This window comes from Oerskovia sp. PE-21s (genome assembly GCF_056158145.1).
The window spans coordinates 50,709-66,153 of sequence record NZ_JBUXJM010000012.1; the positions used below are offsets into that span (position 1 = coordinate 50,709).

Sequence of the window (15,445 nt, forward strand, 5' to 3'; positions counted from 1 at the left end):
GGTGAGACCTCGCCGAGGTCGAAATGTCCGGTCCAGGGCGCATAGGGTCTGCGTATGCCCTTCGCGAACCTCCCTGTCGACCTCGTGCACGTGGCCGCCGCGGGCGATCCCGACCTGGGTGGTGTCGCGGGCTGGGCCGTGTCTCTCATGGAGACGCTCGGCGTGTTCGGCGCGGCCCTGGCCATCGCGCTCGAGAACCTGTTCCCGCCGCTGCCGAGCGAGGTCATCCTGCCGCTCGCGGGCTTCACCGCGAGCCGCGGCAGCTTCAACGTGTTCGCCGCCGTCGCCGCGACGACGGTCGGGTCGCTCGTGGGTGCGGTGGCGCTGTACTACGTGGGCGCGCTCGTCGGGCGCGAGCGCACGCGCCGGATCATCGGCTGGTTGCCGCTCGTCAAGCTCGAGGACGTCGACCGCACCGAGGCCTGGTTCCACAAGCACGGCAGCATGGCCGTGTTCTTCGGCCGCATGATCCCGATCTTCCGGAGCCTCATCTCGCTGCCCGCCGGGGTGGACCGCATGCCCCTGCCCAAGTTCGTCCTCTTGACGACCGCAGGCAGCCTCATCTGGAACAGCATCTTCGTCGGTGCGGGCTTCGCGCTGGGCGAGAGCTGGCACCTGGTCGAGGAGTACGCGGGCGTCCTGCAGAAGGTCGTCATCGGGGTCGTGGCGCTCGCGGTCGTCGCGTTCGTCGTGATGAGGGTCTCCCGGTCCGTGCTCGCGGGTGCGCCCCCGGCGCACGGTCGTCGTGCGCGCCCCGCCCAGCCCGACGACGACGAGCAGGCTCCCGAGTCGGGCACGGCCGAGCGGACCAAGACCCCCACGACCACGCTCGCGCTGCCCAAGGGCGTGTTCGAGCGGTCCGGGGTCCGGGCCGGGCCGTCCACCGACTGAGCCCCGAGCCATCCGGAGTGCGCCCGCCCCCCCGGTAGCAGCCGTCGTAGGCTCGGTCCCGTGACCACCTCACCCTTCGCGACCGACAACCCGCTCGACGCCCTCACCCCGGACGCGCTGCGCCGTCGGACCAGCCTCAAGTGGCGGGCCTACGCCCCCGACGTGCTGCCCCTGTGGGTCGCCGAGATGGACGTCGAGCTCGCGACGCCCGTCGTCGAGGCCGTGACCGAGGCCATGCGGTCGGGCGACACCGGGTACGACTACGGCGACACGTACGCCGAGGCCCTCGCGGGGTTCGCGAAGCGCCGCTGGGACTGGTCGTTCGATCCGGCAGGTACGCGCATGATGCCCGACGTGATGCTCGGGCTCATGGAGATCCTCAAGGTCCTCACCGGGCCGGGCGACGCGGTCGTGGTCAGCCCGCCCGTCTACCCGCCGTTCTTCGGCTTCACGCAGAACGAGGGGCGCAGGGTCGTCACCGCGCCGCTCACCTCCGACTTCCGCCTCGACCTCGACACGCTCGACGCGGCCTTCGCCGACGCGACCGGGGCCACGCTCAACGGGACCGGACCGGGCAGCGGACGGCGCGCCGTCTACCTGCTGTGCAACCCGCACAACCCCACGGGCACCGTCCACACGCGCGCGGAGCTCGAGGCGCTCGCCGCCCTCGCGCGCCGCCACGGCGTGCGCATCGTGTCCGACGAGATCCACGCGCCCGTCACCGCACCCGGCGTCGCCTACACGCCGATCGTCACGGTCGCGGGGGCCGAGAACGCGATCGCGGTCCTCTCGGCCTCCAAGGCGTGGAACCTCGCCGGCCTCAAGGCGGCCGTCGCGGTCGGCGGACCCGAGGCGGCCGACGACCTGCGACGCATCCCCGAGGAGGTGGTGCACGGCGTCGGGCACGTCTCCGTGATCGCGCACGCCGCCGCGCTCACGCACGGCACTCCGTGGCTCGACGCGGTCCTGCGTGGCGTCCGGCGCAACAAGCTGCTCCTCGCGGACCTGCTCGACGAGCAGCTTCCGCAGGTCCGCTACCAGCCGACGCAGGGCACCTACCTCGCGTGGCTCGACGCGTCGTCGGTCTCGGACGACCCGTACCGCTTCTTCCTCGACCGGGCCAAGGTCGCCCTCAACGACGGTCGGCACTTCGGGCCGGGTGGAGCCGGGCACGTGCGGCTCAACCTGGCGACGAGCCAGGAGGTGCTGACGGAGGCCGTGCGCCGGATGGGCGAGTCGGCGCGGACGGCGTCGGCCTAGCGGACCCTACGGGGCCCGGCCGTCCTTCCCGGCCCCCTCGTCCGGCCGGCCGGCCCTGCGCCGCCCGGCCAACCGGGTCAACGGCCCGGACAGGAAGAGGAGGAAGAGCCAGAACATCCCGATCCCCGGCGCGACCACCGCGAGCACGAGGATCACCACCAGCAGCAGCACCGCGACGAGCGCGCCCTTCACCTCGAGCTCGCCCCGGACCTCGGGACGCTGGAGGTCGGGGTCGCGGACCGCCAGCCACTCCACGAGCGCCAGGCTGCCCGTCGTCACGATCATCACCGAGATGTACAGGGCGTTGACCGCCGGGTCGTCGGTGCCCTCGTCCGCCAGGAGCTGGGTCGTGAAGGGGATGAACACGATGCTCGCGAGCCACAGGAAGTTGGCCCAGAGCATCGCGTTCGAGTAGTCCCGCAGGTGCTCGAACACCCGGTGGTGACCCACCCAGAAGTTCGCGATGACCACGAAGCTGATCCCGAACGCGAGGAAGGTCCCGCGCTCGTCGGAGAACAGGGACGCGACCGAGTGCTCCTCGCCGTCGGTGACGAGGTCGATCAGGGGGAGCACGAGCAGCGTGATCGCGATCGCGACCGACGCGTCGGTGAAGTTGACGAGGCGGTCGAGCCCCCGGTCCGTGCGGATCCTCGGCATCCGTGCCTCCTCCGGTCGTCTCCACTGTAGGAAGGGCCCGGCGTCCCGGCGCGGCGAACCGCATCGCGGCGAACCGCGTACGCGGAGAACCTGTGATGCTCCGGGGAAGACGTGCGCGCCGTGGCCACGCTCCCGCGTGGGGGTGGGCTAGCCTCGCAGGCGGGCGAGGACGCCCGGGTCAACTCTTCCGCCGACCCGTCGGCGGACCGTCTGCCGCAGGGCACCGAGGGGGAGCACGTGGTTCGCACGCAGCTGGTCGACAGGCGCATCGGGGCGCGACGCCTCGCTGCCAGGGCGCTCGGCCCGACCGCACTGGCGGTGCTCGCCCTGACGCTCACCGCGTGCAGCGAGGACGCCCCCAGCCCCGACGGCGCAGCCGACGGCCTCGCGGCCGCGATCGCCGAGGGGGACTTCGCGGACGTCGCGTTCACCCAGCCGAACCTCGACGTCGCGGCGCACCGCGACGCGGTGCTCGAGCCGCTGGCTGCGACCGACCACACGGTCACGGTCGCCAAGGTCGACGTCGCCACCGAGGGCGAGGACAAGGGTAAGCAGGCGACCGCCACGCTCGCCTACACCTGGAACGTCACGGACACCACGCCCTGGACCTACGAGACCACGGTCGACCTCCTGCTCCAGGACTCGCCGGACGGTGGAGCCCAGGAGTGGGCCGTGGCGTGGGAACCCGACGTGCTGGTCCCCGACCTGAAGGACGGTGACCGCCTGGCCGTCACTCGCGTGCGCGCCGAGCGCGCCCAGATCCTGGGAGCCGACGGCGGACCCATCGTCGAGTCGCGACCCGTCTACCGGATCGGCGTCGACAAGATGAACCTCGACCCCGCGCGCCAGGAGGCCGTCGCGCGCGAGGTGGGCGCCGCCGTCGGGATCGACGCCGAGGCGTACGCGAAGAAGGTCGCCGGGGCCGGCGAGAAGGCGTTCGTCGAGGCGATCGTGGTCCGTACCGACGACACCGCGGGCATCGACCTCGGGGCGGTGCGCGCGATCGACGGCGCCGCGGTCGTCGACGGTCAGCTCGACCTCGCGCCGACCCGTACCTTCGCCCGGGCCATCCTGGGCCGCGTGGGCGACGCGACCGCCGAGGCCGTCGAGGAGTCCGAGGGGCAGGTCGTCGCGGGCGACACGATCGGCCTGTCGGGGCTCCAGCGGCAGTACGACGTCCAGCTCCGCGGGACGCCCGGGATCACGGTGAGCGTCGTCGCCGACGGCAGCGCCGGCCAGGACACCGGCGTGGACCTGGACGGCGACGGCGAGCCCGACCCGGTCGAGAACGTCACCGACGTCTTCACGGTCGAACCGGTCGCGGGCGTGCCGCTCGCGACGACGCTGCGCACCGACATGCAGATCGCGGCCGAGTCCGTGCTGGCCGGCGTCCCGTCGGCGAGCGCGATCGTCGCGATCCAGCCCTCGACCGGGGACGTGCTGGCCGCGGCGAGCGGCCCGGGTGGTGACGGGACGTCGACCGCGACGACCGGCAAGTACGCCCCCGGCTCCACGTTCAAGGTCGCGTCGGCGCTCGCGATGCTGCGCTCGGGCATGACCCCCGAGACGGTCGTGTCCTGCACCCCCACCATCACGGTCGACGGCCGAGAGTTCCAGAACGTCCCCGGCTTCCCGAAGGCCGCGATCGGCGACGTGCCGTTCCGCACCGCGTTCGCCAACTCGTGCAACACCGCGATGATCGCCCAGCGCGAGGCGGTCTCGCAGCAGGCCCTGCACGACGCCGGCGCGGACCTCGGCCTGGGCGTCGAGGCCGCTCTCGGGGCTCCCGGGTTCTTCGGTTCCGTCCCGGCCGAGGCCGGGGGCACCGAGCACGCCGCGTCGATGATCGGGCAGGGCAAGGTCGAGGTCTCGCCGCTGGGCATGGCGACCCTCGCGGCGAGCGTGGCCAAGGGGGAGCGGGTCTCGCCCGTCCTGGTACGGCCCGAGGTCACGCCCGCCGCGGCCGAGACCCCGACCCCGTCGGCGCTCACGGCCGACGAGGCCGCGACGCTGCGCAGCCTCATGCGCTCGGTCGTCACGGACGGCAGCGCGAAGCTGCTCGCGGACCTGCCCGGCGAGGTCGGGGCGAAGACCGGGACGGCGCAGTACGGGGACGGCAACCAGGCGCACGCGTGGATGATCGCGATCCAGGGGGACCTGGCCGTGGCCGTGTTCGTCGAGACCGGGGACAGCGGGTCGGGCACGGCAGGTCCGCTCCTGAAGGCCTTCCTCGACGCGCCGAACACCGGTGAGTAGCGGCGGACGAGCGACCGCACGACGGCGCAGGACCGTCCCCGGCCTCACCGTCTGCCGCCTGTGCGTGGGAGAGACGCTCGGGACCTCGGACCCGCTGCCCGGTGGCCAGCTCGCGCGCGTCGAGGCCATCGCCGCGTCGGGCGACGCCGGGCTCACGCTCGTCGACTGTCTCGACGCGTGCGAGCGCGGTGACGTGGTCGTGGTGCGTCCCGCCCCGGCAGCGCGCGCCGAGCACGGGCCCGTCTGGTTCGAGCGTCTGGCCGGTGACGCGTCGAGCGAGTCACTCCACCGGTGGGTACGGGCCGGGGGCCCGGGACGTTCGCCCGTCCCGGAGGACCTCGCCCCGCTGCGGATCGACGCGCCCTGACGGGACGCCCGACGCTCCCTGCACGGAGGGATGCGCCGTCCCAGGGAAAAGCGCCGTGGCCCGACGACGTTCCCTCCTCGGCTACCATCGGTAGCCGTGGGCGACGATCGCCTGCACCGCCGGCCCCCGGGCCGGCCCGAACGGGAGTCGAATCCTTGCTGAACCGGTGGAACTTCACCGCGCGCCGTGACGTCGATCTGCGACGAGTCGCCAGCGCGCTCTGTTGTTGACCCACTGAACCGCTGGGCCCCAGGCCCGCACAGCAGTCCTCCCCACCCTCCTGACGTCGGCACGCCGCCGCGCCCTGCCTCGCAGAGCGCGGGGATCTGCGCCGTGGAGCGCGTGCGCCCGTCCGCGGGGCACGGCCGTCGCGTCGGGGCTTCCCTCACCTCCCGGGCCGGGACGACTGCACTCCCTCCCTCTCGCGATCCTCGCGATCCCTGGGCACCCCACGTGCCCGTGACGAAGAAAGCAGAACCGTGCCCTCCTCCTCCTCTTCGCAGGCCGCGGCCACCACCGCGCCGGAGAAGCCCGCGAACGGTGCCCCCGCACCCAAGCGCCGCGTCAAGCTCCCCTCCTTCACCGTCCAGATCCTCGTCGCGCTCGTCCTCGGCGTCGTGCTGGGTTGGGTCGCCCTGTCGATGGGCCCCGTGTCCGGCGCGGGCACCCCCGACGAGGTCCCGAACTGGCTGACCACGACGCTCGACACGATCGGCTCGTCGTTCGTGACGCTGCTCAAGGCGATCGTGCCGCCGCTGGTGTTCACCGCGATCGTCGCGTCGATCGCGAACCTGCGGAACGTCACCAACGCCGCGCGCCTCGCGGGGCAGACCATCCTGTGGTTCGCGATCACGGCGCTGATCTCCGTCGTGATCGGCATCGGCCTGGGCCTCGTGCTCCAGCCGGGCGCCAACACGACGCTGTCGACGGCCGACGGGAGCGAGCCCTCGGGCTCCGGCTCGTGGCTCGACTTCCTCAACGGCTTCATCCCGAGCAACTTCCTGGGCATCCAGGCGCGCACGCAGCTGCAGGGTGAGGGAGCCTCGACCTCGATCTCCTTCAACGTCCTCCAGATCGTCGTGATCTCGCTGATCATCGGCATCGCGGCGCTGAAGTCGGGCAAGAAGGCCGACCCGTTCCTCGCGTTCAACCGCTCGGCGCTCTCGATCATCCAGACCGTCCTGTGGTGGATCATCCGCCTCGCGCCGCTCGGCACGCTGGGCCTCATCGGCTACGCCGTCGCGGAGTACGGCTGGGACCTCCTGTCCCCGCTCGCGACGTTCGCCGCCGCGATCTACATCGGCCTCGCGCTCGTCCTGTTCGTCGTCTACCCCGTGATCCTGCGGACCAACGGGCTGAAGATCACGAGCTACTTCAAGGGCGCGTGGCCCGCGATCCAGCTCGCGTTCGTCTCGCGCTCCTCGATCGGCACGCTGCCCGTCACGCAGCGTGTGACGGAGCGGAACCTGGGTGTCCCGCGCGAGTACGCGTCGTTCGCCGTGCCGCTCGCCGCGACGACCAAGATGGACGGTTGCGCCTCGATCTACCCGGCGATCTCCGCGATCTTCATCGCCCAGCTCTTCGGGATCGACCTGTCCTTCACGGACTACCTGCTCATCGCGTTCGTGTCCGTCGTGGGTTCGGCGGCGACCGCGGGCCTGACCGGCGCGATCGTGATGCTCACGCTGACGCTCTCGACGCTGGGCCTGCCGCTCGCGGGCGTGGGCCTGCTGCTCGCGATCGACCCGATCCTCGACATGGGCCGCACCGCGGTCAACGTCGCGGGCCAGGTCCTCGTGCCGACGGTCGTGGCCAAGCGTGAGGGCATCCTCGACGTCGAGCAGTACGACGGCGTGAACGTCGAGGACCTGTTCACGGACGACGAGGACGAGTCGAACGAGTCCGCGCTCGCGTCCGACGTCGACCCGTCGACCGCGAACGCGTCCGACAAGCCTGCGGCCTCGGCCGCCGACGAGGAGCTGGTCGGGACGCGCTGACGCCACGTCCCACCCGCCTCCCGCTGAGTGCGGAGTAGTTGTCGTCGATGCGACGCATCGACGACAACTACTCCGCACTCAGCGTCTTTCCGGAGGGTCAGCGGTCCTTGGGCGTGAGGACCTCGAGGCGCTGGCGGTACTCGGTCTCGTCGATCTCACCGCGTGCGTAGCGCTCGCCGAGGATCGAGACGGGGTCGGTGCCGCCGCGCCACGCGCCCGGTCCACCGGGGTGCCCCCAGGGTCCACCGCGTCGTGCGCGGCGGGCGAACAGGAAGACCACCGTGGCGAACAGCGCGAACCACAGCAGCGGGAAGACGAACCACCACGGCCCGGGGCCCCAGCCCGCGCCGCCGTGGGCGAGGACGTCGGTCGTGGCGGTCGTGAGGGTGGTGAGCATAGTGGCCTCCTGGGTGGGCTGGTGACGGGGGGGGTTGCCGCGTCCGGCCGCCGGGTGCGGCCTCGTCTCCAGGTTTCCGCGTGGGCCCCACGACGTCGTCGGCCCGGGGATGTCTACCGACTACCCCGCTGGTACCGCCCGGACCGCTCCGGCCGCCCGGACCGCTCCGGCCGCGTGGGCCGGGCGGCCCAGCGCCTCTGGCCCCAGCCGGGGCGCACGACCCCCGCCTCGTACGCCGCGACCACGAGCTGGGCCCGGTCACGCGCCCGCAGCTTGGTCATGACGCGTGAGACGTGCGTCTTGACGGTCGACTCCGACAGGTACAGCGTCCGCGCGATCTCCTCGTTGGACAGCCCGCCCGCGACCTCGACGAGCACCTCGTGCTCGCGTGGCGTGAGGTCCGCGAGGCCGGGAACGGGGTCGACGTCGCGCGTCGCGTCGGCCACGCGCGCGAGCAGCCGCCGCGTCACGGTGGGGGAGAGCAGGGCGTCGCCGCCCGCCGCGACGCGCACCGCGCGCACCAGGTCCTCGGGCTCGGTGTCCTTGACGAGGAACCCGCTCGCGCCGCCACGGATCGCCTCGGTCACGTACTCGTCGAGCTCGAACGTCGTCACCACCACCACGTGCACGCCCGCCGCCGCCGGGTCCGCCACGATCTGCCGGGTCGCCTCGAGCCCGTCGAGGCCGGGCATGCGGACGTCCATGAGGACGACGTCGGGCAGCAGGTCGAGCGCGAGCCGCACCGCGTCGTCGCCCGTCGCGGCCTCGCCGACGACCTCGAGGTCCGGCTCGGAGTCGATCAGGGCGCGGAAGCCGCCGCGCACGAGGCTCTGGTCGTCGGCCAGCACGACGCGGATCATGGGCGCTCCTGGTCTGCGAGAGGGTGGTCGGTGACGGGGTCGACGTCCTGCCCGACGGCGTCGCGCGCCTCCCACGGGATCCTCGCCTCGACGACGAACCCGCCGCGGGCCACGGGGCCCGCCATGAGCGTCCCGCCGGCGTCGGTCAAGCGCTCGCGCATGCCCCGCAGGCCGTACCCCTCGGGAACCCGGTCCTCGTCCGTACGCGGCCGCGACCCGTCCGCAGCCCGGCCCGGGACGGGGGCTCCGTCGTCGGACACCGTCACGACCAGGGTGCGGGACGGACCGGTGCCGGTGACCCGGACCTCGACGGCCACCCGCGTGGCGCCGACCGCGTGACGCTGCACGTTCGTGAGCGACTCCTGGACGACGCGGAAGACGATCCCGGCGAGGCGCGGCGAGGCGTCGTGCGCGGCGTCCTCGACCGTGAGGTCGACCGCGACGCCCGGCGCCTGCCCGACCAGTCGGGGGAGCGACCCGAGGTCCCACGACGGTGAGCGGGGCGCCTCGCCGCCCTCGGCACGGACGATGCCGAGCACCGCACGGACCTCGTCGAGCGACTCGCGGCTCGTGGCCCGGATGGCCGTGAGGGCCGCGCGCGCCTGCTCGGGGTCGCGGTCCAGCAGGTGCAGCCCGACGCCCGCCTGCACGGTGATCGCGGACAGCGAGTGGGCGAGGACGTCGTGGAGCTCGCGGGCGATGCGCAGACGCTCGGCCGTCACGGCACTGACCTCGTGCTCGCGGTGGGCCGCGCGGAGAGCCGCGATGCGTGCGACCCGGCCCCGGACGCCACCCGCCGCGACGAGAGCGACGACCGTCCAGGCCAGCCCTCCGAGCAGCGCGACCGAGGGCGGGCCGCCCCGGACCGTCGCCGCGGCCGTCGTGACCCCCGCGAGCACCACGACACCGGACCAGGCGACGGCCCGGCCGTGCGCCGCAGGCCCGGCGAGCATCACTCCCGCGAGGACGGCGACCGTCGGGACGAAGACCGGCCCCCAGGGGTAGCCGAGCAGCAGGTAGACCCCCGTCGCCGCGAGGCTCAGCGAGACGGCCAGGAGGTGACGGCGCGGGATCGTCGCGAGGACCACGGGCGGGACCAGCACGAGCGCGAGGGCGAGAGCGTCGAGGGGCCGGGCGTCGGGCTGACCGTGCGCCGCGCCCAGCGTACCGACCACCGCGACCAGGGCCGTGACGATCGCGAGGAACAGGCGCGGTCGGCGATGGTCGAACGGGCCGGAGAGGTCGGACGGGCCGCTGAGGTCGGGCGTGCCGTCTCCGTCGCCCTCGCCGGCGGACCACGACCAGGGTCCGTGCGGCCGCGCGCGGTGCCGCGGCGGACCCCACGCAGTCTCCGGGGTCCCCGCGGACCTCCCGTCGCCGACCATGCGGCCACGCTACGCCGGGCGGCCCCCGGCCGCGTCCTGCTGCGGTGCCGGTGGGGACGGTACGGGGGTGCCGGACGCCGGGACGGATCGGCTACCGCCCGGCCGGCGACCCCTCGGCGTCGAGCCGGGCCACGAGCCGAGGGCCTGCGACCTCGCGATAGGACATGTCGAGGAGCTCCGCGACCTCCTGCCAGTCGACCGGGGCGGCGTCGAGATCGAGGCCGAGCCAGCCCGCCGGGCCGTAGTACGCGGGCACGTAGAACCGTGGGTCCTGCGACAGGGCCGCGTGCTCCGCGGGGTCGACCTTCACGAGCACCGAGCGCGGGTAGTGCCGGACCGGCGCGGAAGCAGTCGCCTTCGTCATGCCGCTGAAGACCGCGAAGATGAGCCGCGCGCGGAACGTCACGCGCCCGTGCGACATCCGCTCGTGCGCACCGGGGAACGCGAGCGCGAGGCGACGTACCTCGACGAGGAGAGCGGCGTCGTCGGGCGCTGCGGGGCGGGGCGGCATGACACCCAGCGAACCACGCCCCACCCACGCGCGCCTCGGGCGCCCCCAGGGAGGGTCAGACCTCCAGGACGACCTTGCCGCGCACGTGGCCGCCCGCGACCTGCTCGACGGCGCGCGCCGCCTCCGCCAGCGGGAAGCGTGCCGAGATCTCGGACGTGAGCAGCTCGGCCTCCGCGAGCGCGAGGACCTCCGCGAGCGCACCCTTCTGCGAGACCTTGGACGCGATGCCCGCGGCGATCGACTCCTGCGACTCGACCAGGGTCACGGCGCGCGGCTTCCCGTCACGCTCCAGCCCGTCGGCGCCCAGGAGCTCGACCGTCTGCGCGACGGCCTCCGGGGAGCCGACGGTGTCGACGACCGCCGTCACGTCCGCGAGGCCGTCCGGGAGCGCGCGGACCGCGTCCACGAGGCCCGGTCCGTACGCCACGGGCGTCGCGCCGAGACCGCGCACGTAGTCGTGGTTGCGCTCGGACGCCGTGCCGACGACGCGCGCACCGAGCGCCTTCGCGATCTGCACCGCGGCCGAACCCACGCCGCCCGACGCGCCGTGCACCAGCACGACGTCCTTGTCCCCGACGCCCGCCTGGACCAGCGCCGAGAACGCCGCGGACGCAGCGACCGGGAGCACCGCGGCCTGCTCGAACGACACGTTCGCAGGCTTGACCTTGGTCTTCGACGCCTTGACGACGGACCTCTCGCGCTGCGCGCCCGTGCCGCTCCACACGACCTCGTCGCCCACCGTGAAGCCCTCGACCTCCTCGCCGACGGCCTCCACGACGCCCGCCGCCTCGAACCCGAGCACCTGCGGGAGCTCGTCGCTGCCACCGAACTCCCCGGCGAGCTTCTTGACGTCTGCCGGGTTGACCCCGACCACGCGGTTCGCGACGACCAGCTCGCCCTCACCGGGGGCCGGCGCGGGCTCGTCGCCGACGCGCAGGACGTCGACCCCGCCGTGGCGGTCGTAGAAGATCGCGGTGCTCATGGGTCTACCTCTTCGAGATGCGGGGGCGCTGGGGGGAAGCTGTGTGGTTCGCGCGAAACCGGCTTTCACTCTTCCATCCCGGAGCGAGTCCTGTCATGCGCGATGCCAGCCGTGACCTCTGCCGTGACCTGCGGATTCAGGTGCCGGGCAGGGGGTCGCCGGGGGCCGGTGCGGTCCGTCCGGAGGGCGTGCGACCGGGGTCCGGGGACGGCGAGGACGCCTGCCCGCGGGCTGCCGTGAGAACCACGGGGTCCGCACAACCACGCGCGAAACCGTCGATCCTGCGGCGGACGTCGCGGCCCAGGAGCCACGAGCCGACACGCTCGGCCACGGGTGCGAGCCACCCGGGTCGACACGTGAAGCCGTAGCGCCACACCGCCCGGGTCGCGGCCTGGTCTGGGTGTCCGACGTCACGGCCGGGTACGGGCGCGAAGCGCCAGCCACCCGCCATGGTCGCGAAGAACCACGGGCCCTCGACCATCTTCATCCCGACGTTCGTCGGCGGGTTGTACGACACGTACTCGCTGACCATCCGCAGGCCCACGCGGTGACGCGTGAGGGTCCGCACGCCCTTGGCGGGGACGACCGCCCCGTCGAGGAAGTGCTGCGAACGGATGAAGGGATCCCAGCGCAGCCGGACCTCGCCCGTGGTCTGCGAGACCGCGAACGCGGTGGCGGGGTCCACGGGGACGATGACGGACGACTCGACGACGGGCACGCGCCGATCGTCGCACGGGGGACCGACACTGGCCTGGCCGGGTGGGGTGCTGCCTCGACGCCTGGCGGCCGCGCCCGCTCGGCCTCGTCCCCGTGCCGCGGCCGAGAAGAGCTCCGATTGCTGGACGTTGTGACGTGCAGCACACTGATTCAGGCAGTTGCTCCCGGGTGGTCGCCTCGTGGATCCCCCGACCCCAGGCCCGGTCCTGGACGAAGGTGGCCGATCGCGGTCATGGTGCACGAGTGCTTGGGGACAGGTATGCGTCGGTGGACTGCTGTGCTTCTGGCCGGGCTCCTGGCGCTCGGAGCGACGGTCGCGGGGGTGGTGCCCGCGCAGGCTGTGCCCGGCGACCCGTTCCCGACCGGCCCGGGGCTGGTGTGGGTGGCACAAGGAACCGCTCGTGGTGAGCCCACACGGCTCTACCAGGCCGTCCAGGGGAACGGGAACATCACGTTCGCCCCCCAGGGGCCCGCCTACACCATCGGCTACAACGCCATGAGCTTCCACGAGTCGGACATGTACCTCTACGCGATCAACGACAACAACCGGTTGCTGCGGATCGGCCAGGAGGGGGCGGTGACGAACCTGGGCGTGGTTGGCCTGCCGTTGAACACCGCGCTCAACTTCAACCAGGCGGCGTTCGGCGAGGGCGTCGCGTCCGACATCCTGTTCGTGCGCCTGGCCCAGACCGACCAGAGCCTCTACGCCGTCGACGTCGTGTCGCGGACCACTACCCGGATCCAGCTCTCGGCCAACGTCCCCAACCTGTCGGACATGGTCTGGTCCGGCGGCTACCTGTGGGGTCTCTACGGCGAGGGCGGGCGCCTCTACCGGATCGACCCCGTCACGGGCGCCGTGCTGTCCGTGCCTGTCACGGGGCTGCCCGCCAACCCGTACGGGGCGCAGTGGGTGTACGGCAACGGGAACGTCGGGGTATCCAACAACGTCACGGGCCGGGTGTACCAGTTCGCGATCAACAACCCGTCCTCGACGGCACCGTCGATCACGATCGTCTCCTCACAACCCGGTCCGGCCAACACCCAGAACGACGGCGCGTCCTACCGGGGCCTGCCGGTCGACCTCGCGATCACCAAGAGCGCGGACCCGACGAGCGTCGCCGCCGGAGGCCAGGTGACGTACTCGCTGACCGTGACCAACAACGGGCCGGGGAACTCGTCGGGCTACGTCGTCACCGACGCACTCCCCGCACAGTTCACCAACCCGACCACCGCCACCCCTGGTTGCACCATCACCGGGCAGGACGTCACGTGCGCGGGTGGTCCGCTCGCGTCCGGGGGGACCGCCCTGATCCAGGTGACCGGCACAGTGGTGGCCGGTAACGACGAGTGCTTCGCGAACGCCGGGACCGTGACCGGCAACGAGGCCGACCCGACGCTCGCGAACAACACGAACAACGCGACCGTCTGCCCGCCGGGCATCACGCCGCCGACCTTCAGCGTGGCCAAGACCGCGAGCGTCGCGACGCCTAACTTCGTCGACCCCGGCGACAGCGTGACCTACACCGTGACTGTGACGAACACCGGGACCACGCCCTTCACCGAGGACGATCCTGCGTCGTTCACCGACAACCTCGCCAACGTGCTCGACGACGCGACCGTCACTGGTGCCCCGGAGGTGACCACGGGCGGGGGGACCCCTGGGTACGACGCGACGACCGGCACCATCAGCTGGTCAGGGCCGCTGCCCGTCGGTGGCACGGCGACGATCATCTACACCGTGACGGTCGCCCAACCCGACGTGGGCGATCACCTGCTCACCAACGCGGTCGTGCCCGGCGGGCACGGGGAGTGTGCGACCGCCACGTCCTGCGCGGTCGACACCCCCGTCGCGGGCTTCACGGTCGCGAAGACGGCATCCGTGCCCCAGGTGGCTCCCGGCGACCCCGTGACCTACAGCGTGGTCGTGACCAACGTGGGCCAGGTCGCGTTCGGCGCCGGTACCGGGGAAGGGGCCACGACCGACCCGGCGAGCGTCACGGACTCGCTCGCGAGCGTCCTGCCTTACGCGGCCTACAACGGTGACGCGAGCGGCGGCGGCACGCTCGACGGTGACGTCTTGTCCTGGGTGGTCGATCTCCCGATCGGCGCGTCCGTCACGTTGACCTACTCGGTGACGGTCGACCCCGACGTCGAGGGACCGGCGACGCTCACGAACCTCGTCGTGCCGGGCGGCCACGGAGTCTGCGCGCCGGCCTCCGCCTGCACCACCGACACGCCGATCAGCGGCTACGTGGTCTCCAAGACGGTATCGGCGGAGTCGGTCGACGTCGGCGAGCCAGTGACCTACACGGTCACGGTGCGTAACACGGGGGCGGTCGCGTACACGGCGGAGAACCCTGCGGGGTTCAGCGACGACCTGTCGGCGGTGCTGGACGACGCAACGTACAACGGTGACGCGACGAACGGTGCGGTCCTGGCCGGGACCACCCTGACCTGGTCGGGGCCGCTCGACGTGGGAGCGAGCCTCACGGTCACCTACTCCGTCAACGTCAGCTCTCCCGACCGGGGCGACCACGTGCTGCGCAACGCCGTGGTCCCCACCGGAGGGGACGGGCTCTGCGACCCGGCGCTGACCTGCGCGACCGAGACCCCGGTCGCCGGGTTCGCGGTCTCCAAGACAGTGTCGGTGTCGACGGTCGACCCCGGTGGGTCGCTCACGTACGCGGTCACGGTGCGTAACACGGGGGCGGTCGCGTACACGGCGGAGAACCCTGCGGGGTTCAGCGACGACCTGTCGGCGGTGCTGGACGACGCAACGTACAACGGTGACGCGACGAACGGTGCGGTCCTGGCCGGGACCACCCTGACCTGGTCGGGGCCGCTCGACATCGGGGCCAGCGTCACGGTGACCTTCACGGTCGCTGTGCGGTCGCCGGATTCCGGCGACCGCACCCTGCGTAACGTCGTCGTCCCCGTGGGAGGTGGCGGTTTCTGCGACCCCGACCTCACGTGCGAGACCACCACGACCGTCCCTGGCCCCACCCCGCCACCGAGCCCGGCTCCTCCGACGTCCGGCGCCCTCTCCTCGACCGGGGCCGACTCCCTGCCGCTCCTGGGGATCTCGGCCGCCTTCCTCCTCGTGGGCGCCGGAATGGTCTGGGCGCGCCGCATGCGTTCCGGGGGACGGCACCTCTGACGGTCGCG

At 72.7% G+C, this 15,445-nt stretch carries 13 protein-coding genes; 6 read left to right on the forward strand and 7 right to left on the reverse strand.

All coding sequences use genetic code 11. From position 1 onward, the window contains the following. Window positions 1–54 precede the first annotated feature (54 nt). Window positions 55–891, forward strand: a complete 837-nt coding sequence (locus ACZDYF_RS18435) for a DedA family protein (protein ID WP_307824266.1) — start codon at window positions 55–57, stop codon at window positions 889–891. 60 nt (window positions 892–951) lie between these two features. Beyond that, the gene (locus tag ACZDYF_RS18440) at window positions 952–2,151 is read left to right on the forward strand and encodes a MalY/PatB family protein (protein WP_475061056.1); all 1,200 of its coding nucleotides are present in this window, start codon (window positions 952–954) and stop codon (window positions 2,149–2,151) included. 6 nt (window positions 2,152–2,157) lie between these two features. On the opposite strand, the gene ACZDYF_RS18445 is transcribed toward ACZDYF_RS18440, so the two are convergent. After that, window positions 2,158–2,808, reverse strand: coding sequence for a TMEM175 family protein (locus ACZDYF_RS18445; protein WP_475061059.1), 651 nt, complete (start codon window positions 2,806–2,808; stop codon window positions 2,158–2,160). 237 nt (window positions 2,809–3,045) lie between these two features. Between ACZDYF_RS18445 and ACZDYF_RS18450 the strand changes: the two genes are divergently transcribed. The 3 genes from ACZDYF_RS18450 to ACZDYF_RS18460 all read left to right on the forward strand — a co-directional run bounded on the left by ACZDYF_RS18450 (window position 3,046) and on the right by ACZDYF_RS18460 (window position 7,428). Next, on the forward strand, window positions 3,046–5,064 hold the full coding sequence (locus ACZDYF_RS18450; RefSeq protein WP_475061062.1) for a penicillin-binding transpeptidase domain-containing protein: 2,019 nt from the start codon (window positions 3,046–3,048) through the stop codon (window positions 5,062–5,064). Window positions 5,065–5,128: 64 nt separating this feature from the next. Next, a complete protein-coding gene (locus ACZDYF_RS18455) occupies window positions 5,129–5,431 on the forward strand; it encodes a hypothetical protein (RefSeq protein WP_475061065.1) in 303 nt (100 codons plus the stop codon). A 479-nt stretch (window positions 5,432–5,910) separates the two neighbouring features. Further along, window positions 5,911–7,428 (forward strand): dicarboxylate/amino acid:cation symporter, encoded by a 1,518-nt coding sequence (locus ACZDYF_RS18460; protein WP_475061068.1) that lies wholly within the window; start codon window positions 5,911–5,913, stop codon window positions 7,426–7,428. A gap of 97 nt (window positions 7,429–7,525) precedes the next feature. Here the strand turns inward: ACZDYF_RS18460 and ACZDYF_RS18465 are convergent, their stop codons facing one another. The 6 genes from ACZDYF_RS18465 to ACZDYF_RS18490 all read right to left on the reverse strand — a co-directional run bounded on the left by ACZDYF_RS18465 (window position 7,526) and on the right by ACZDYF_RS18490 (window position 12,281). Next, window positions 7,526–7,825, reverse strand: coding sequence for an SHOCT domain-containing protein (locus tag ACZDYF_RS18465; RefSeq protein ID WP_475061071.1), 300 nt, complete (start codon window positions 7,823–7,825; stop codon window positions 7,526–7,528). A 113-nt stretch (window positions 7,826–7,938) separates the two neighbouring features. Then, window positions 7,939–8,685: a response regulator gene (locus tag ACZDYF_RS18470; RefSeq protein WP_475061074.1), complete on the reverse strand. Its 747-nt coding sequence runs from the start codon at window positions 8,683–8,685 to the stop codon at window positions 7,939–7,941. Next, window positions 8,682–10,070, reverse strand: coding sequence for a sensor histidine kinase (locus ACZDYF_RS18475; protein ID WP_475061078.1), 1,389 nt, complete (start codon window positions 10,068–10,070; stop codon window positions 8,682–8,684). Before ACZDYF_RS18475 ends, ACZDYF_RS18470 begins: the two co-directional genes overlap by 4 nt. A 91-nt stretch (window positions 10,071–10,161) precedes the next feature. Next, on the reverse strand, window positions 10,162–10,581 hold the full coding sequence (locus tag ACZDYF_RS18480; RefSeq protein WP_475061081.1) for an MmcQ/YjbR family DNA-binding protein: 420 nt from the start codon (window positions 10,579–10,581) through the stop codon (window positions 10,162–10,164). A gap of 55 nt (window positions 10,582–10,636) precedes the next feature. Further along, entirely contained in the window at window positions 10,637–11,563 is a 927-nt protein-coding gene (locus ACZDYF_RS18485; protein ID WP_475061084.1) for an NADP-dependent oxidoreductase, read from the reverse strand. Window positions 11,564–11,699: 136 nt separating this feature from the next. After that, window positions 11,700–12,281: an SRPBCC family protein gene (locus ACZDYF_RS18490; protein ID WP_475061087.1), complete on the reverse strand. Its 582-nt coding sequence runs from the start codon at window positions 12,279–12,281 to the stop codon at window positions 11,700–11,702. Between the two features lie 258 nt (window positions 12,282–12,539). On the opposite strand from ACZDYF_RS18490, the gene ACZDYF_RS18495 reads away from it, so the two are divergent. Continuing rightward, complete coding sequence (locus ACZDYF_RS18495) at window positions 12,540–15,437, forward strand: DUF6923 family protein (RefSeq protein ID WP_475061090.1); 2,898 nt, start codon at window positions 12,540–12,542, stop codon at window positions 15,435–15,437. Window positions 15,438–15,445 lie beyond the last annotated feature (8 nt).